Source organism: Bradyrhizobium embrapense, assembly GCF_001189235.2.
GTDB lineage: Bacteria > Pseudomonadota > Alphaproteobacteria > Rhizobiales > Xanthobacteraceae > Bradyrhizobium > Bradyrhizobium embrapense.
The window spans coordinates 677,275-694,025 of the sequence record NZ_LFIP02000002.1; the positions used below are offsets into that span (position 1 = coordinate 677,275).

At 64.3% G+C, this 16,751-nt stretch carries 15 protein-coding genes, 2 pseudogenes and 1 riboswitch; of the genes and pseudogenes, 11 read left to right on the top strand and 6 right to left on the bottom strand.

The window, feature by feature from the left end; all coding sequences use genetic code 11:
• The first annotated feature begins 36 nt into the window (after window positions 1-36).
• From AKN83_RS10610 to uca, 8 genes are all read left to right on the top strand, one after another.
• Window positions 37-780, top strand: a complete 744-nt coding sequence (locus AKN83_RS10610) for an SDR family NAD(P)-dependent oxidoreductase (protein WP_050405818.1) — start codon at window positions 37-39, stop codon at window positions 778-780.
• A gap of 4 nt (window positions 781-784) precedes the next feature.
• A complete protein-coding gene (locus tag AKN83_RS10615; RefSeq protein ID WP_050405819.1) occupies window positions 785-1,429 on the top strand; it encodes a glutathione S-transferase family protein in 645 nt (214 codons plus the stop codon).
• Between the two features lie 297 nt (window positions 1,430-1,726).
• A riboswitch (guanidine-I (ykkC/yxkD leader) is annotated at window positions 1,727-1,837 on the top strand.
• Window positions 1,838-1,915: 78 nt separating this feature from the next.
• Entirely contained in the window at window positions 1,916-2,989 is a 1,074-nt protein-coding gene (locus tag AKN83_RS10620; RefSeq protein WP_050405820.1) for a putative urea ABC transporter substrate-binding protein, read from the top strand.
• Window positions 2,990-3,021: 32 nt separating this feature from the next.
• On the top strand, window positions 3,022-3,840 hold the full coding sequence (locus AKN83_RS10625) for an ABC transporter permease (protein ID WP_050405821.1): 819 nt from the start codon (window positions 3,022-3,024) through the stop codon (window positions 3,838-3,840).
• Window positions 3,837-4,670, top strand: coding sequence for an ABC transporter ATP-binding protein (locus AKN83_RS10630; protein ID WP_050405822.1), 834 nt, complete (start codon window positions 3,837-3,839; stop codon window positions 4,668-4,670). Before AKN83_RS10625 ends, AKN83_RS10630 begins: the two co-directional genes overlap by 4 nt.
• On the top strand, window positions 4,667-5,512 hold the full coding sequence (locus tag AKN83_RS10635; protein WP_050405823.1) for an urea amidolyase associated protein UAAP1: 846 nt from the start codon (window positions 4,667-4,669) through the stop codon (window positions 5,510-5,512). The genes AKN83_RS10630 and AKN83_RS10635 overlap by 4 nt, the downstream gene beginning before the upstream one ends.
• Window positions 5,509-6,153 carry an urea amidolyase associated protein UAAP2 gene (locus tag AKN83_RS10640; protein ID WP_050405824.1) on the top strand — a complete coding sequence of 215 codons (645 nt, stop codon included), beginning with the start codon at window positions 5,509-5,511 and terminating at the stop codon, window positions 6,151-6,153. The genes AKN83_RS10635 and AKN83_RS10640 overlap by 4 nt, the downstream gene beginning before the upstream one ends.
• A gap of 3 nt (window positions 6,154-6,156) precedes the next feature.
• Window positions 6,157-9,699, top strand: a complete 3,543-nt coding sequence (uca, locus tag AKN83_RS10645; RefSeq protein ID WP_050405825.1) for an urea carboxylase — start codon at window positions 6,157-6,159, stop codon at window positions 9,697-9,699.
• A gap of 22 nt (window positions 9,700-9,721) precedes the next feature.
• Here the strand turns inward: uca and AKN83_RS39525 are convergent, their stop codons facing one another.
• Window positions 9,722-9,949 (bottom strand): hypothetical protein, encoded by a 228-nt coding sequence (locus tag AKN83_RS39525; protein WP_050405826.1) that lies wholly within the window; start codon window positions 9,947-9,949, stop codon window positions 9,722-9,724.
• Between the two features lie 148 nt (window positions 9,950-10,097).
• Entirely contained in the window at window positions 10,098-10,286 is a 189-nt protein-coding gene (locus AKN83_RS10650) for a hypothetical protein (protein ID WP_157113308.1), read from the bottom strand.
• Window positions 10,287-10,666: 380 nt separating this feature from the next.
• Here AKN83_RS10650 and AKN83_RS10655 point away from each other — a divergent pair.
• The 3 genes and pseudogenes from AKN83_RS10655 to AKN83_RS10665 form a co-directional block, all read left to right on the top strand.
• A pseudogene (locus AKN83_RS10655) lies at window positions 10,667-11,229 on the top strand (chemotaxis protein CheB); the annotation flags it as partial.
• A 125-nt stretch (window positions 11,230-11,354) separates the two neighbouring features.
• Window positions 11,355-11,624 (top strand): hypothetical protein, encoded by a 270-nt coding sequence (locus AKN83_RS10660; protein ID WP_050405828.1) that lies wholly within the window; start codon window positions 11,355-11,357, stop codon window positions 11,622-11,624.
• A gap of 238 nt (window positions 11,625-11,862) precedes the next feature.
• Window positions 11,863-14,400, top strand: a pseudogene (locus AKN83_RS10665) (CheR family methyltransferase); the annotation flags it as partial.
• A gap of 67 nt (window positions 14,401-14,467) precedes the next feature.
• Here AKN83_RS10665 and AKN83_RS10670 read toward each other — a convergent pair.
• The 4 genes from AKN83_RS10670 to AKN83_RS39530 form a co-directional block, all read right to left on the bottom strand.
• Window positions 14,468-14,683, bottom strand: coding sequence for a hypothetical protein (locus AKN83_RS10670; protein ID WP_050405829.1), 216 nt, complete (start codon window positions 14,681-14,683; stop codon window positions 14,468-14,470).
• A 56-nt stretch (window positions 14,684-14,739) separates the two neighbouring features.
• Window positions 14,740-15,297, bottom strand: coding sequence for a hypothetical protein (locus AKN83_RS10675; RefSeq protein ID WP_050405830.1), 558 nt, complete (start codon window positions 15,295-15,297; stop codon window positions 14,740-14,742).
• A 289-nt stretch (window positions 15,298-15,586) separates the two neighbouring features.
• Window positions 15,587-16,093: a hypothetical protein gene (locus AKN83_RS10680; RefSeq protein WP_050405831.1), complete on the bottom strand. Its 507-nt coding sequence runs from the start codon at window positions 16,091-16,093 to the stop codon at window positions 15,587-15,589.
• Window positions 16,094-16,383: 290 nt separating this feature from the next.
• Complete coding sequence (locus AKN83_RS39530; protein ID WP_157113309.1) at window positions 16,384-16,620, bottom strand: hypothetical protein; 237 nt, start codon at window positions 16,618-16,620, stop codon at window positions 16,384-16,386.
• Window positions 16,621-16,751 lie beyond the last annotated feature (131 nt).

Consider the following 16,751-nt stretch of genomic DNA (forward strand, 5'->3'; position numbering starts at 1 on the left):
TGAACCAAAACAACCGCCGTCGGTGGGAGATGCCCTATGGCCGAGACGAACAAGACTGCTTTGCTGGTTGGCGCGGGCGATGCGATCGGCGCCGCGGTGGCGCGGCGCTTCGCCGCCGGCGGCTACACCGTCTGCATCGCACGGCGCGATGCGGCAAAGTCGGGCGCGCTGGTGGAGGAGCTGACCGGTGCCGGAAGCCAGTTGCATGCGTTCAGCGTCGACGCACGGCGCGAGAGTGAGGTGCAGGAGCTGTGCGAGCGGGTCGAACGCGAAATCGGGCCGATCGAGGTCTGCCTGTTCAATGCCGGCTCGAACGTCAAGAAGGAGCTGCACGAGACCAGCGAAAAGCTGTTCTTCAAGGCCTGGGAGCTCGCCTGCTTCGCCGGCTTCCTGGTCGGGCGCGAGGCGACACGGCATATGCTGCGGCATGGCCGCGGCACCATGCTGTTCACCGGCGCGACCGCGAGCGTGCGTGGCAGCAGCGGCTTTGCGGCGTTCGCGTCCGCCAAGTTCGGCCTGCGCGCAGTCGCCCAGGCGATGGCGCGCGAGCTCGGGCCGAAGAACATCCATGTCGCGCATCTGTTGATCGATGCCGGCGTCGACAGCCCGGCCATCCACCAGCGGATGAAGGCCGCCACGGGCATCGATGCGACGGCGATCCCGCCGGATTCCTTGACGCGCACGTCCTCGATCGCTGAGGCCTATTGGTTCGTGCACCAGCAGAGCCGCGACGGCTGGAGCCATGAACTCGATCTGCGTCCTTCCGTCGAGAAATGGTGACACCATGCCGGAAGCGTTGACGCTATGGGGGATAGGGACATCGCGGACGATCCGGGCCCATTGGGCATTGCACGAATTGGGGCTGGACTATCACTGCAAGCCGATCCTGCCGCGTTCGGGCGAGACCAAGACTCCGGAATACACCTTGCTCAATCCGCGGCAGAAGATTCCCCTGCTGCAGGACGGCGACTTCACGATCGGGGAGAGTGCGGCGATCGTCGCCTATCTGGCGCGCCATTACTCCAACCCGAACGTCTCGCTCGTTCCCATCGAGGAGCGCGATTTCGCGCGATGGCTGGAATGGTGCTTCTTCATCGTGGCCGAGCTCGACTCGACCAGTCTCTATGTGATGCGCCGCCATGACGTCCAGGGCCTTGCCCATATCTACGGCCACGCTCCTGATGTGGTCGTGAAAGCGGCCGAGTATTTCCGCCAGCAGCTGCGGCACGTTGAGGTCGCCCTGTCGGACGGCCGGCAATATCTGATGGGCGATCAGTTCACCAGCGCGGATATCCTGCTGACGACCTGTCTGGTGTGGGCGATCGATTACGGTGTCGGGGTCTGCGAGGTCGCAACGCCGTATCTCGACCGTGTTACGTCGCGGCCGGCCTATAAGGAAAGCGTCGCCGTCAACACCATGAAGAAGTGACCGGCCACCCGCGTCAGAGCCTGGTCCGCGCCGGACCGCCGACATCGCATCGCGGCGTCAGGCCGTAGCGGCCATGCAATCCGCGCCAGAGAGCAGTCAAGAGCCTGCGCATCGAACATCCCCTCGACATCAGCGATAGCAGGCATCCTGCTGACGCCCACGACGGAATGACAGAGCCAATTCTGGGCAGGCCTGCGTAGTTTTTAAGCAGAGCGTCCGCGCGGCCACGCCACGCGCGCCGAAATCTCATGAGATTCAAACCCCAGTGCTGTGGCACGCCTCGTGCATCAATGGCGCTGAGTTGGCCGCTAGGGTTCCGACCTTGAGACACAAGGTGCTGGTCCGAGAGCAGCCGCTTGCGGGGGAGACATCCCCGTAGGTGCACGGCGGGATAAAAGCCCGGGAGACCTCGTTAGCCAAGGGATTGGCGGAGCGATGGTCTTTTCGCCAGTCCCTTTTTGTGAAGTTTCGCAAGAGGGATCGGCAATGAACAAACTCGTTTTCTTCCTCCGCTCTGTTGTCACCGGCTGCGCGATCGTGCTCGCGGCCGCATCCGTCGCCGACGCCGCACCGAAGAAGAGCTTCAAGGTCGCCTGGTCGATCTATGTCGGGTGGATGCCATGGGGCTATGCGGCCGACACCGGCATCGTCAAGAAGTGGGCCGACAAATACGGCATCACGATCGAGGTCAAGCAGTTCAACGACTACGTCGAATCGATCAACCAGTACACCGCCGGCGGCTATGACGCCGTCACCATCACCAACATGGACGCGCTATCGATTCCCGCCGCCGGTGGCGTCGACACGACAGCGGTCGTGATGGGCGATTTCTCCAACGGCAACGACGCCGTGATCCTCAAGAACAAGTCGGATCTCGCCGCCATCAAGGGACAGACGGTCAACCTGGTCGAATTCTCGGTGTCGCACTATCTGCTGGCCCGGGCGCTCGAGACCAGCAAGCTGAGCGAGAAGGACGTCAAGGTCGTCAACACCTCAGATGCCGATATCGCCGCCGCCTACAAGACGCCCGACGTCAACGCGGTCGTGACCTGGAATCCGATCGTGACCGAAATCCTCGGCTCGCCCGACGCCAAGAAGGTATTCGACTCCTCGCAGATCCCCGGCGAGATCATGGATCTGATGGTGGTGAACACGGCGGTCGCCAAGGATAATCCGGAGTTCGCCAAGGCACTGGTCGGCATCTGGTACGAGACGCTGTCGAAAATGACGGCGAACGATCCCGCCGCGAAGGCTGCGAAGGAGGCGATGGCCAAGGCTTCCGGCACCGATCTCGCCGGCTTCGACAGCCAGCTCTCGACCACCAAACTGTTCGACAAGGCAACCGACGCCGAAGCGTTTACGCGCAGCAAGACAGTCGGGGCGACCATGGATCGCGTCCGCAAGTTCCTGTTCGAGAAGGACCTGCTCGGCAAGGGCGCGAAATCAGCCGACGCCGTCGGCATCGAGCTCGCCGACAAGTCGGTGCTGGGAGACAAGTCGAACGTCAAGCTGCGCTTCGACTCGACTTTTATGGATGAAGCCGCCAAGGGCAAGCTCTGAGCGCTTAGTGCCGCCACAAGCAGGAGCCGAGGATGCGACTTGTGAACATACGGCCGGGACGTCAGACGCGATTCTATCTGCTCGCGCTGCCGTTCCTGTTGGTCGCAATCGCCTACTTCGCCGGCTCCAGCGCGCGGCTCGCGCAAAACCCGAACGACAAGCTGCTGCCGGCGCTGCCGAGCATGGTGCAGGCCGTCAAGCAGATGGCGTTCGAGGTCGACCCCCGCACCGGCAGCTATCTGATGGCCTCCGACACCGTTGCGAGCCTCGGGCGGCTGGGGTCGGCGCTGGCGATCTCGACGGTGGCGGCGCTCATCCTCGGCATCGTGATCGGACTGTTGCCCGGCGCCAATGCCCTGCTCGGGCCGTTCGTGTCCGTCACCTCGATGGTGCCGCCGCTGGCATTGCTCCCGATCCTGTTCATCGTGATGGGATTGGGCGAGAACTCCAAGATAGCGCTCATCGTGATCGGGACGCTGCCCTGCATGATCCGCGATCTCGCCATGAAAGTGCAGGAGTTGCCGCGCGAGCAGATCGTCAAGGCGCAGACGCTCGGTGCCTCGACCTGGCAGATCGCGCTACGCGTCGCGATGCCGCAGACCCTGCCGCGCCTGATCGACGTGCTGCGCCTGCAACTCGGTCCCGCATGGCTGTTCCTGATCGCGGCGGAGGCGATCGCATCCGACTCCGGGCTCGGCTACCGGATCTTCCTGGTGCGGCGCTATCTCGCGATGGACGTCATCATTCCCTACGTCGCCTGGATCACGCTGCTGGCGTTCCTGATCGATGTCGGCCTGCGCGTTCTGCAGCGCAGGCTGTTTCCCTGGTTTGCGTCGGTGAGGGCGGAATGAGCGCGATCCGGTTCGACGACGTCTGGAAGGAATATGGCGATCACATCGTGCTCGAACGCATCACGATGGAGGTTGAGCCGCGTGCTTTCATTGCACTGGTCGGACCGTCCGGCTGCGGCAAGACCACGCTGCTGCGGATGCTGCTCGGCGAGGAGCAGCCGAGCCGCGGCCAGATCCTGGTCGACGGCAAGCCGTTGCTCGGCGAGCCGGATGCCGATCGCGGCGTGGTGTTCCAGCGCTACTCGGTGTTTCCGCATCTGACGGTGCTGCAGAACGTATTGCTCGGCCGCGAACTGCGCGACGCCAAATTCTCCGCTCGCTTGTTCGGCGCCGCGCGCCGCGCCGCCATGGACAACGCGATGGAGCTCCTGGCCGAGGTCGGGCTCGCCGGCCAGGAGAGCAAATATCCATCAGCATTGTCCGGCGGCATGCAGCAGCGCCTTGCGCTAGCCCAAGCGATCATGCGCGAGCCGAAAATCCTGCTGCTCGATGAGCCGTTCGGCGCGCTCGATCCCGGGATTCGTGCCGACATTCACCTGTTGATGAAGCGGCTGTGGAACGAGACCCATCTGACGGTCGTGATGGTGACGCACGACCTCAGCGAGGCGTTCGGGCTCGCGACCCGCGTGATCGCGCTGGAGCGGCAGCGCAATCGGCCCGAGGAGCGCGAGCGCTACGGCGCCACGGTGTCGCGCGACCTCGAGATCTTTCCGCGCCGCAGCGCCGAGCTGCGGTCAGCAGTTCAACCAGCTCCGATCGGGACGACCCGGTCAGACCAGGAGCATCAGCCGGGACGGCCCGGCGCTCTCGTCTTGAAGGAGCACCCATGATCCTCACAGAGGAACAGAAGGCTGAGGTCACGGCGCATACAAAGCGCTACAACGAGCTGAAGGCGGCCGGACAGGAGCACGCGCCGCGCGCGCTGCCACAGCCGACGGCGCGCGACGCCGCGCCGATCGCGACTGACGCGATCATTCATCGCGAGGTGATTCCGGCCGGCTGGTACTGGACCACGTGCCTGAACCGTGGCGATACGCTGCGCATCGTCAATCCGTCGGGGACATCGGCCGTCAGCCTGCTCGCCTGGAATGCCGCCGACCCGACCGAGAGGCTCAACCACGCCGACACCATCAAGGTGCAATGGGCGGCGCGGCTGCAGAAGGGGCGTGTGCTGCTGTCCGACATGGGGCGGGCGCTGCTCGGCATCACCGAGGACACCAGCGCCGCGCACGATGCGGTGGTCGGCGGCTCGACCGCGGCGACCAACCTGGCGAAGTACGGCGACGGAAATTTCCGCAATACGCGTGACAATTTCCTCTTGGCGGCAGCCAAGCTCGGGCTCGATCGCCGCGACGTCCATCCCTGCGTCAGCTTCTTTGCGCCGGTTGCGATCGATGCGGACGGCAAGTTTGTCTGGTCCGACGCGCGACGGCACAAGGGTGACTTCGTCGACCTGCGCGCGGATATGGACCTGCTGATCGCGCTGTCGAACTGTCCGCATCCGCTCGACCCGGCCAAGACCTATCCGCGGGCGAGCGTCGAGATCGTGCGCTATCGTGCCGGTGCACTCGCGGCCGACGATTTGTGCCGCACCGCGACGGCCGAGGCGATCCGCGCCTATCAGAACAATGCGCTGTATTTCGGCGAGACGAGCGAAGGAGCGGTGCGATGACCACGCAATCCGCCGAGACCCGCGGCCGCATCGTTCTCGACGTCGAAATCCCCGCGCGCAAGCCGTGGTCCGCCGTCATCCGCAAGGGACAGACGCTGAGGATCACGGATACCCATGGCCAGCAGGCGGTCGATACGCTGTTCTATCGCGCCGACGACTTCGGCGAGCGCTACAGCGGGCAGGATACGCTGCGCGCGCAGGGCTCGGCCTATGTCGGGCTCGGCACCAGGATCATGTCCAACGAGGGCCGGGTGATGCTGCGCGTCACGGCAGACAGCTGCGGCCTGCACGATACCTCCGCCGGTGCCTGCTCCTGCGAGAGCAACACCGTTCGGTTCGGGCACCAGACCCGCTACCAGCATGCCTGCCGCGAGAATTTCGTGATCGAGGCCGCCAAATACGGCATGTCGAAGCGCGACATCGTGCCGAATCTGAACTTCTTCATGAACGTGCCGATCGATCCCACCGGCAATTTCACTGTGGTCGATGGCGTCTCCAAGCCCGGCGACGCCATCGAGCTGGTCGCCGAGATGGACGTGCTGTGCCTGATCTCGAACTGCCCGCAGATCAACAACCCTTGCAACGGTTTCTTCCCAACGCCGGTACAGGTCACGATCTACGACGTCGAGCCGGAGGCGTGACGCATGTTCAGCAAGGTCCTGATTGCCAACCGCGGCGAGATCGCCGGGCGGATCGGAAAGACATTGCGCCGCATGGGCACCTCTTCGGTCGCGGTCTATTCCGACGCCGACCGCTTCACGCGGCCGGTGCTCGAGGCTGACGAGGCGGTGCGCATTGGCCCGGCGCCCGCCGCCGAGAGCTACCTCAACGTCGATGCGATCATGGCCGCGTGCCTTGCGACCGGCGCGCAGGCGGTGCATCCCGGCTACGGCTTCTTGTCGGAGAACCGCCGCTTCGCCGAGCGGCTCGCCGAACACGGCATCAAATTCATCGGGCCGCGGCCCGAGCATCTCGATGCCTTCGGCCTCAAGCACCGCGCGCGCGAGCTCGCCGAGCGCAGCGGCGTGCCGCTGCTGCCGGGCTCCGGCCTGCTGGACACCATCGAAGAGGCGGTGCAACAGGCGGAGGCGATCGGCTTCCCAGTGATGCTGAAGAGCACGGCGGGCGGCGGCGGCATCGGCATGCAGCTCTGCCACGACATGGCGACGCTGCGCGAGCGCTTTGAGTCCGTGCAGCGCACGGCGCGCGCCAGTTTCGGCGATGCCCGGGTCTATCTCGAGCGGTTCGTCGCCCGCGCGCGCCACATCGAGGTGCAGATCTTCGGCAACGGCAAGGGCGACGTGATCGCGCTCGGCGAGCGCGATTGCTCGCTGCAGCGCCGCAACCAGAAGGTCTTCGAGGAGACGCCGGCGCCGGGGCTGTCCGACGATATCCGCCAGCGGTTGCATGCGGCCGCGGTATCGCTCGGCAAGGCCGTGGCCTACGAATCCGCCGGCACGGTGGAGTTCATCTACGACGTCGAGCGCGAGGATTTCTACTTCCTCGAGGTCAACACCCGTCTGCAGGTCGAGCATCCCGTCACCGAACAGGTCACCGGCGTCGACCTCGTCGAATGGATGATCCGGCAGGCGGCCGGCGAGGACGTGCTGGGCCAGGCCAGCACGCTGACGCCAAAGGGCGCGGCGATCGAGGTGCGACTCTATGCCGAGAATCCGGGCGCAGGATTTCGCCCGAGCGCGGGCCGGCTGACGCGGGTCAGCTTTTCGCCGGACGCGCGGATCGACGGCTGGATCGAGACCGGCGCCGAGGTGTCGCCGTTCTACGATCCGATGCTGGCCAAGATCATCGTGTCGGCCGAGACGCGCGAGGCCGCGATCGCAAAGCTGACGCAGGCGCTGGACGACACGATCGTCGCCGGCATCGAGACCAATCTCGACTATCTGCGCGCCATCGCGGCGTCGGATGTGTTCCGGAGCGGGCAGGTCGCGACCAGCGTGCTCGGCGCATTCGCCTATCGTCCCTACACCATCGACGTCGTCGCGCCCGGTGCGCAAAGCGGCGTGCAGGAATTGCCCGGCCGGCTGCATCTCTGGCATGTCGGCGTGCCGCCGAGCGGGCCGATGGACGAGCGGTCGTTCCGCCTCGCCAACCGTGTGGTCGGCAATCCGGAGGTAACGACCGCGCTGGAGCTGACGGTCAACGGGCCGACTTTGCGCTTCAACACCGATGCGATCGTCGCGTTGTCCGGCGCGCAAATGAAGGCGTCGCTCGACGGTATTGATCTCGCCTACCACGAGCCTGTCGCGGTGCGTGCGGGCCAGACGCTCGTCATCGGCAGCATCAAGGGCCCGGGCCAGCGCACCTATCTTGCCGTGCGCGGCGGCATCGATGTGCCCGAGATTCTGGGTTCGCGTGCGGTGTTCGCTCTCGGCGCCTTCGGCGGCCACGCGACGGGCTCGCTGAAGGCCGGCGACGTGCTGCATATCGGCGCGAAGACGCAAGGCCTTGCGGCGCCGCGGCGCGCCACGGTGGACGAGCGGCCGGAGCTGACTTCGGCGTGGCAAATCGGCGTGGTCTATGGCCCGCACGGCGCGCCGGACTTCTTCCTCGATGAGGACATCGAGACGCTGTTCGCGGCGAGCTACGAGGTGCACTTCAACAGTGCTCGGACCGGGGTGCGGCTGATCGGGCCGAAGCCGCGCTGGGCGCGGGCCGACGGCGGCGAGGCCGGGCTGCATCCGTCGAACATCCACGACAACGCCTATGCGGTCGGCTCGATCGACTTCACCGGCGACATGCCGATCATCCTCGGGCCCGACGGCCCGAGTCTCGGCGGCTTCGTGTGTCCAGCGGTCGTCGCGCGCGACGAGCTCTGGAAGGTCGGCCAGCTCCGGCCCGGCGACACCGTCCGCTTCGTGCCGGTGAAACGCGACGATCCGGTCGCCGGCCCCACCGTGCTGCGTGCGGCCGAAGTCGGCGCCGCCATTGTCGGGCGAAATGATGATGGCCCGATCCCGATGGTCTACCGCCGCGCCGGCGACGACAATCTGCTGGTCGAATATGGCCCGATGGAGCTCGACATCGCGCTGCGGCTGCGCGTGCATGTGCTGGCGCAGGCGCTGGAGGCTGCGAAGCTCGGCGGCCTGATCGATCTGACGCCCGGCATCCGTTCGTTGCAGATCCATTATGACGGCACTGCGTTGCCGCGAACCAAGCTGCTCGATGTGCTCAGGCGGATCGAGCGCGAACTGCCTGATGTCGATGCGATGCGGGTGCCGAGCCGCACCGTGCATCTGCCGCTGTCGTGGCGGGATCCGCAGGCCGAATTGGCGATGCGCAAGTATCAGGAGCTGGTCCGTGCTGATGCGCCATGGTGTCCGTCGAATGTCGAGTTCATCCGCCGCATCAACGGGCTCGGCAGCGAGGACGACGTTCGCCGCATCGTGCTCGATGCGGATTACTTCGTGCTCGGCCTCGGCGACGTCTATCTCGGCGCACCGGTGGCGACCCCGCTCGATCCGCGGCATCGCCTGGTGACCACGAAGTACAACCCGGCGCGGACCTGGACGCCGGAGAACGCGGTCGGAATCGGCGGCGCCTATATGTGCATCTACGGCATGGAAGGGCCGGGCGGCTACCAGCTGTTCGGACGCACCATCCAGGTCTGGAACACCTGGCGCACGACGCGGGTGTTCGAGCCCGGCCATCCCTGGTTGCTGCGGTTCTTCGACAAGATCCGCTTCTTCCCGGTCGACGCCGACGAACTGCTGGACGCCCGCGCCGCATTCCCGCACGGGCAATACGACATCAGGATCGAGCAGGGCGAATTCTGCTACGCCGACTACGCGAAGCAGTTGACCGAGACGCATTCGTCGATCGCAGCATTCAAGGCGACCCAGCAGGCCGCGTTCGATGCCGAGCGTCAGCGCTGGCGCGAGATGAAGCTCGATGAGGTGCCGGCGGAATCGATCGATGCGGGTGTCGCCGCGGCGGGCATTCCCGACGGCCAGATCGGCGCCTTTTCCGAAGTGCCCGGCAACATCTGGAAGATCCTGGTTGAGGAGGGCACCGCAGTCGCGGCCGGTGACGTGCTGGCGATCATCGAATCCATGAAGATGGAGATCTCGGTGCACGCACCCGCTGCGGGCCGCATCGCGTCGGTGCCGGTGAAACCGGGCCAGACGCTGCGCGCGGGCGACGTCGTGGCGTTGCTCATCGAATCGTGACGTCCCCGGGGCCAACTGCCGGTCAATTCCCGGTCGCGCCGCGAACAATAAGGTTTGCGGTATCGCGGCGCGCCGAACCTTCATTGCGGCCTGGTGCGGTCCAGACCCTTGGCACGTCAGCGTTCAAGAGTTCGCAGGATTCCTTGATCCTGAGGTATGAACGTTGCAGCGCCTCTTGGGTCAGGGCGTCGCTTCTGCGCCGCCGCGCGATCACCCGCGCGACCTGCCAGGCAATCCACTCGTCAGGCATCGGAGCGTTCCTTCTCCAGATCGGCTGCCTAGGTCTATGCCGGGAACAGATGTCACGCCATCCGTCGTTTCAGCATCGCTGGAGCGGTAGCCTTGGCCTCCACGCTGTTGTCGCCGTGCCCGCCTGTGCTCGAGATCCGGCGCGCAGGTCAGGTCAGCTTCACTGTCGCGTGGCCATGCTTGCCCTCCCTTGGAAACGGTTCGGAGGTCTTTCGGCCGAGGAACGTATCGTTGGGCGCCTTGAGCAGGTCGCGGGCCTGTCGGATCAGTTCGCGTGTGTGGGCCGTAATGGCAGCATCGGCTTCATCAAGATGATAAATCGGTACGCGGCCGGACATCGGCGTCTCCATCGCTAGCAGGCGGGAGCGCGCTCGGTCTCTCAGCCACCGACGCCTACGGACAAAGCCTCAGCCGGTGATGGATTGACCGTAGCACGAAGGGCTCGAACGATGAAGCCGCCGCTCCCGGACGTTCCACGATCGAGCGGAGCGATCTGCGTCACACACGACGGTGCGGGCGCGCACGGTTCGGTCTCGCCTTTTCCACAACGGACCCGCTTCGACGATGAGGACGTGACGTCAGGAGCCAGCGCTCGCGTGATCGTTCGACGTGATCAGATATCCGGCACCGGCCTCGCCTCGGCTTGAATCCATCGCAAAACAGGAACGGAGGACGAAAGCTCGCTTTGTTGCAAACGACATCAACAACGATGGGTTCCATGCCCGATCGCGATATCATCGTCATCGGCGGCTCCGCCGGGGCAATTGCACCCTTGAGGCAAATCCTCGGGCGATTGCCGCCTGACCTGCCGGCCGCAATCTGCATTGTGCTGCACATGCCGGCCAATGGGATCGGCATTCTCTCGACGGTCGCGGGCGCGGCCGGCAGGCTGCCGGTCCGGCAAGCGGAAAGCGGCATGGTGATCGAGAACAGCCAGGTCTATCTGGCGGGGCCGGACCGTCATCTGCTGGTCCTGGACGGCCATCTGATGCTCGATCGTGGCCCGTGCGAGAACCTGGTGCGGCCGGCGATCGACCCGTTGTTTCGCTCGGCCGAGCGGCACTATGGACCTCGGGTGATCGGCGTGGTGCTGAGCGAGCGGTTATCCGATGGGGCCGCGGGCCTGCAAGCGATCAAGCGTTGCGGCGGGATCACGCTGGTGCAGGATCCCGCGGACGCTATTTCCAGCAAATGCCGCGCCGGGCGCTGCAAGCAACCACGGTCGATCTCTGCGCTCCAGGCGCCCGGCTTGGCGACGCCTTGCTCGATCTGGTCCGGGAGCGGTCGATCGCGATTCCATAGGGCGCGCACGCGCTTGCCGTCGCATAGCGTGAAGATCCGGATATGATCGGGCAAGTCATGCTACAATGAATTGATCCGACGCGACCGGCGCAGAAGGAACCGTGATGGCTGGCGCTGAACATGCGAACTGGGCCGAGCAGTTGCGGTCGGAACGGGCGCTTCTGGTCAAGGCGGAGGTCGATATCGAGGAGGGCTGGAAGCGCCTTCGCAGCCAGCAGGATTTGGTGCTTTGGCTGCGGCGGGCCGGCCACGACACCAACGAGGCCGAGCGTCTGGCCAGCCTGCTCAAGCAGACCTTGATCGAGTGGGAACGACATCGGACCCTGATTGCGCAGCGGGTCGCATATCTCGAAGGACAGGTCACATCTTCCTAAAGGCGCGATGGGACGAGTTTGGGCCGGAGCGCAAGGAGGGCTGCGAACTCCCGAAAGGCAGTCTCCTGGCTTGGCTGTTGGCGCCATGACTTCTCCGTTCCTGGAGGGCGACCGCGCGTCGGGTCGAGTTTTTCAGGAAATTGGATAATGCCTACGTATCCCATTGGGATGGAACTGAACTCTGCTATCAACATGGCTAGGGCGAGGCGCCTACAGGTCAACGAGAGTCGTTGCGATCATGGATGATGTTGGTCAACCGCAGAGCGGAGACGAAGAGCGCCAGTCAAAGGTGCCGCTGATCGTCGGCGTCGGTGCGTCCGCCGGGGCCGTGGAAAGCATCGGGCGGTTCTTCTCGAAGCTGAGGCTCAGTCCTGACCAGGCAATCGTGCTCGTGCTGCAGTACCGGGCTGCCATCGAGGACACCCAGCTGCACCAAGCATTGCAGCGATCAGAAGGCGCGAAACTGTGCGAGATCAACGATGGCCAGATCGTGGAGGGCGGCGCGATCCACCTTTGTCCGCCCGATATGATCACCACGATTCATGGCGGCCGTTTCACGGTCCGGCGCGCCGAGCACCAGCGCGGTGAACGGGCGGCCATCGACAGTTTCCTGGTGTCGCTGGCGGAAGACCGCGCCGAGCAATCGATCGGCGTCGTGCTGGCCGGCACGGGAGGCGACGGGACGCTCGGGGTCGCGACCTTGAAGGATCATGGCGGTCTGGCGATTGCTGAGCGCAGCGCCGACGGGCAGTCCGCGCCGTACGACGAGAGCAACTCGGCCGCAGCCATTGCGGATTTCGTGCTGCCGCCCGAGGATATTCCGGAACATATCGACGTCTACGCCCGCCACCTGCGGCGGCTCGAGAAGAAGCAGGGGTTCGACGAGGTGCTGGCGGCGGCCGCCAGCTCGCTTGCACGCATTGCGGATATCCTTCGCAACAAGACCGGCAACGATTTCCACGGTTACAAGCAGAACACCTTCCTGCGTCGCGTCCAGCGTCGCATGCAGGTGGTGCAGATCGACAATATTTCCTCTTATGTCGATTTCCTGAGGAATGACAAGGACGAGGCGCAGCATCTCTTCAACGACCTTCTGATCGGCGTGACGGAGTTTTTCCGCGACAAGAAGGAGTTCGATGTCCTGGAAACCCAGGTCATCCCGAAGATCTTCGAGGGAAAGGGCGCTGGCCAGCAGGTGCGCATCTGGGTGCTCGGTTGCGCCACCGGTGAGGAGGCGTACTCGATCGGCATCCTTCTGCGCGGACATATGGCCAGCCTGGATGCGGCGCCGCAGGTGCAGATCTTCGCGACCGATATCGACGGCCGGGCGCTCGCCACCGCGCGCGTCGGGCGTTATCGCACCAGCATTGAAAGCGACATGATTCCGGAACGATTGGCGCGCTGGTTCGTGCGCGAGGGCGACACGTATTGCGTCGTCAAGGAGCTGCGAGAGATGTGCATCTTCTCGCAACACAACGTCACCAAGGATGCGCCGTTCTCCAAGCTCGACCTGATCTCGTGCCGCAATCTCCTGATCTATCTCAATGCCGAGCTGCAGAACCGCGTGATCCCGCTGTTTCACTTTGCGCTGCTCCCGGATCGTTTCCTGTTCCTGGGCAATTCCGAGAACGTCACCCGGCACCTGAAGCTGTTTGCGCCGGTCGATCGGCGCGCGCGTATCTTCAGAAGGCTAGAGAACGGAACGCGGCTGCCGCCGGAATTTCCGATCACGACGGCGGCCGGACGGGCGGCGATCGACGCTCCGCCCCCGCGCTCCATCGGCACGGATGTCGGTCTCGAGCGCCGCGCCCAGCGCATCGCCGAGCGCTATGCGCCGGCCTACGTGATCACCGACGGGCATTTTCACATCCTGCATTTCTCCGGCCGGACCGGCCGGTACATCGATCCGACGGCAGGCGCAGCGACGCTCGACCTGTTGCATCTCGTGCACCGCGATCTCAGGCTGGAGCTGCGCACCGCGCTGAGCCGCGCAGCGGAAACCAATGAAGCGGCGCAAGCTGAACAGGTGCAGCTCGGCGTCAACGGGCATCGCGTCCTGGTCGACATCACGGTCGAGCCTGTCCAGGACGGCCTCGCCGGCCAGCGCAATTTCGTCGTCCTGTTCAAGGATGGCCCGGTCCGGTCCGACGAGCGCGCGGAGAGCAACCCCAACGCCCTGGTCAGGACTGAGCATGTCGAGCGGCTGGAGAGCGAGCTGCGCGCCACCCGCGAACGGCTGCAGGCCACGATCGAGGAGCTTGAAAGCACCAACGAGGAGCTGAAGTCCTCCAACGAGGAATATCAGTCGCTCAACGAAGAGCTGCAATCCGCCAACGAGGAGCTGGAGACCTCGCGCGAGGAATTGCAGTCGGTCAACGAAGAGCTGACGACCGTCAACGGCGAGCTGGCGCATCGCGTACAGGAGCTCACTCGCGCCACCAGCGACCTGAAGAACTTCCTCGAGAGCACGCAGATCGCAACGGTGTTCCTGGACAACGAGCTGAAGGTGATGAACTTCACTCCGGCGATCACCCAATTGCTGCATCTAGTCGAGACCGATGTCGGCCGGCCGATCGCGCACATCAAGGCGCGTATTCCGATCGAGGAACTCTACGACGATGTCCGGCGCGTGCTGCGGACGCTGGCGAGCGTCGAACGCGAGCTGACCGCGCCCGACACCGGCACGCGCTACATCGTGCGCATCCTGCCCTACCGCAGCATCGACAATTTCATCGCCGGCGTCGTGATCACCTTTATCGACGTCACGGCGATCACGTAAACTGAGGAAACGGCTCCTCGCCGGGCTGCACCTCCGGACGGCAACAGGCCCGGCGCGATCGGCCTTACTTCGTCAGCTCGCCCAGAATGCGCTCGACGTCCTGTTCGTGCAGCGCTTGCGTGATCCGCAATGTGTCGAGCACCTTGCGGGCCTCGGTGGTATCGTGCCCGTCCCGGTCAAGTTCCGCGATCAGGTTCTCCTGCCGGGCAACATGCTGCCTGCCCTGGGCGGCGTGCCGCTCTGCGAGGGCGAGGTATTGCTCGAGGATCACGCGGTCCATCTCGAACTACTTTTCAGTTGAATCCCGATACGATTCACCAAGCGGAGACCGGCAGCTCAAAGCGAGCTTTCATTTGCCTTGCGGCGCATCTGGTGACAGCAGCCTTCGACAAACTGCGTGAGCGCGTCGAAATTGACGAGCAGCCTTTCGGCCTGCATCCGATCGGTCGAGCCCGGAGCAAACGCATTCATCAGCCGCCGTTGACGGTCCGCGCGTTGCCGGCATGCAGCGGCCCTGCTTTCGGCAAATTCGAGCTGCTCTCTTTGGTGGCCCAACTTGTCTTCCTCGGCGAGCAGCAGCTTGGTGATCGTCGTCCTGGTGTCGCCCGGAACATCCGGATCCTTCAGCAGGCCCAGATAATGATCGATGTTCGCCTGCGCGATATACTTGTCCATGTAGGCGCCTCCCACGAGTCGCAGTTCAGATTGGCGAGCTCTGGCCGGATGCGGACGACGACTTCCCGGATCATCAATCGAATTGTGTGACGAATGGACACGCAAGGTGCGCTCGATCTCAGCCAGAAGCTGACGAAGCTCGTCGGTCGAAAACGCCTGGAGAGCCTTGCGGACCCGTTTCCCAAGGTTTTCGGGGAAACGGTTGCCGTCGTCTGCCATGTGTTCGCCGATCGACTGTGCCGGGGACTAGGTTCCACGCTAACATAGGGCCGGTGAGGTGGCAAAATTCGGATGGTGCCGGCCCGTACAAATACGGGGGCAATCTCGGTGGTCGAATTCCGCCTCGGCAACACCAATCTTCTGGCACGATTTGCACAGTTGAACGCGCGAGCGACGTCCTGACGCGCCCGCTTCGGACCAATAGCCGATGCCGTGGCGCAGCCGGGCGGTTATCGCCCGATGTCCGATCCGCCCAAAGCCCCGCGCGAAGCCGGTTGACCGTACGCGCTCATTGGCCGCCCGGCTCGATCCGCATCGCTGCGCGCTTGATGATGGGCGGAAGAGGATGGCTCAAGATTGCGCGGGATAGCCGCAACCGCTCCGCCGTCCGTGCGAGCATGTTGCGGGTGAACTGATTGGTCAGTTGCAGGTGCGCCTGCCGTTCGCGAAGCCACTCCCGGGCAACCTCGATCGGTCTCTGGTCGGTGCGAGCTGCAGAAGCGGACTGGCGATCCTCCGATACGGTCGTTTCAGGGACTGCCCTGGCTGTGGGGCTACGCTGCAGTCCCTTCAGTCCGATTGCACGCAGGCGTTCGCGCCGGGTCGTCGCGAGCGGCTGGCGGCAAGCGCTCACAAAGCCTTGATCCGCTATCCAGCTATCGTTCTCGGGTTTCGAGAGGTTGTCAGTCTCCGGCGACAGCTCAGCCCACGGCGGATGCTTGGAAAGCAAAGCGAGGCGGGCCTTGATCGCGGTCTCGGTTCGCCCGAACGCGTCAGCCAGCAGCCGGGGATGCATTCCAGAGGCACACGACCTCAGCAGCTCTCTGTCATCGTCCGCGGACCATCGGGCAAATCTCTTGCTCTTCGAAATCGGCTTTCTCCAGACACGCCGTCAGCGCCAGCCAAGAGCGACGAGGCATTAGAGCTGAGCCGAAGCGTCGAGGTCAAGTGCGGGGTGGCCTTCCGGAAGACGCGGCCGACGCTGTCCTCAAGACGATCATCAGAGTGCCTGGTTGGCTTGATCTTGATGCACCCGCCACGAGAGGCAGAAGGCTTGAATGGGCCCTGACGCGCAGAGCCCGTTGCCTATTTGGCGGACGCGCTGCCTTCGACACGTCGAAGCAGCTTTCGCAACAATATTTGCTCGTCGGCAAAGCTCGCCACGCAGCCGTGACTCTTTGCGAAATTTCGCAATCGAGCTACCGCCACATCGTTATCGCCGAACAGCCGCCTGTAATCGTGCCGCGTCAGGTGGTGGACGGCACCATCGTGAAGACGGCGCAGCTCTTGCTCCAGTTCAGGTAGCGTGAAATTCGTTCGCATCTCGCAACCCTTTCGGATTTCGAGCATGGATATCAAGTGGTTGGTATTGCCTATTGATCCGGATCAACAGCCCGGGCCCAAAGGCATCCGTGGACCATGATCGGCAATGATCCGATGGGCACGCGTGTTCT

Coding starts and splice junctions, on each gene's coding strand:
- AKN83_RS10610 (WP_050405818.1), top strand. CDS start 37: ATGGCCGAGACGAACAAGACTGCTTTGCTGGTTGGCGCGGGCGATGCG.
- AKN83_RS10615 (WP_050405819.1), top strand. CDS start 785: ATGCCGGAAGCGTTGACGCTATGGGGGATAGGGACATCGCGGACGATC.
- AKN83_RS10620 (WP_050405820.1), top strand. CDS start 1,916: ATGAACAAACTCGTTTTCTTCCTCCGCTCTGTTGTCACCGGCTGCGCG.
- AKN83_RS10625 (WP_050405821.1), top strand. CDS start 3,022: ATGCGACTTGTGAACATACGGCCGGGACGTCAGACGCGATTCTATCTG.
- AKN83_RS10630 (WP_050405822.1), top strand. CDS start 3,837: ATGAGCGCGATCCGGTTCGACGACGTCTGGAAGGAATATGGCGATCAC.
- AKN83_RS10635 (WP_050405823.1), top strand. CDS start 4,667: ATGATCCTCACAGAGGAACAGAAGGCTGAGGTCACGGCGCATACAAAG.
- AKN83_RS10640 (WP_050405824.1), top strand. CDS start 5,509: ATGACCACGCAATCCGCCGAGACCCGCGGCCGCATCGTTCTCGACGTC.
- uca (WP_050405825.1), top strand. CDS start 6,157: ATGTTCAGCAAGGTCCTGATTGCCAACCGCGGCGAGATCGCCGGGCGG.
- AKN83_RS39525 (WP_050405826.1), bottom strand. CDS start 9,949: ATGCCTGACGAGTGGATTGCCTGGCAGGTCGCGCGGGTGATCGCGCGG.
- AKN83_RS10650 (WP_157113308.1), bottom strand. CDS start 10,286: ATGTCCGGCCGCGTACCGATTTATCATCTTGATGAAGCCGATGCTGCC.
- AKN83_RS10660 (WP_050405828.1), top strand. CDS start 11,355: ATGGCTGGCGCTGAACATGCGAACTGGGCCGAGCAGTTGCGGTCGGAA.
- AKN83_RS10670 (WP_050405829.1), bottom strand. CDS start 14,683: ATGGACCGCGTGATCCTCGAGCAATACCTCGCCCTCGCAGAGCGGCAC.
- AKN83_RS10675 (WP_050405830.1), bottom strand. CDS start 15,297: ATGGCAGACGACGGCAACCGTTTCCCCGAAAACCTTGGGAAACGGGTC.
- AKN83_RS10680 (WP_050405831.1), bottom strand. CDS start 16,093: ATGCATCCCCGGCTGCTGGCTGACGCGTTCGGGCGAACCGAGACCGCG.
- AKN83_RS39530 (WP_157113309.1), bottom strand. CDS start 16,620: ATGCGAACGAATTTCACGCTACCTGAACTGGAGCAAGAGCTGCGCCGT.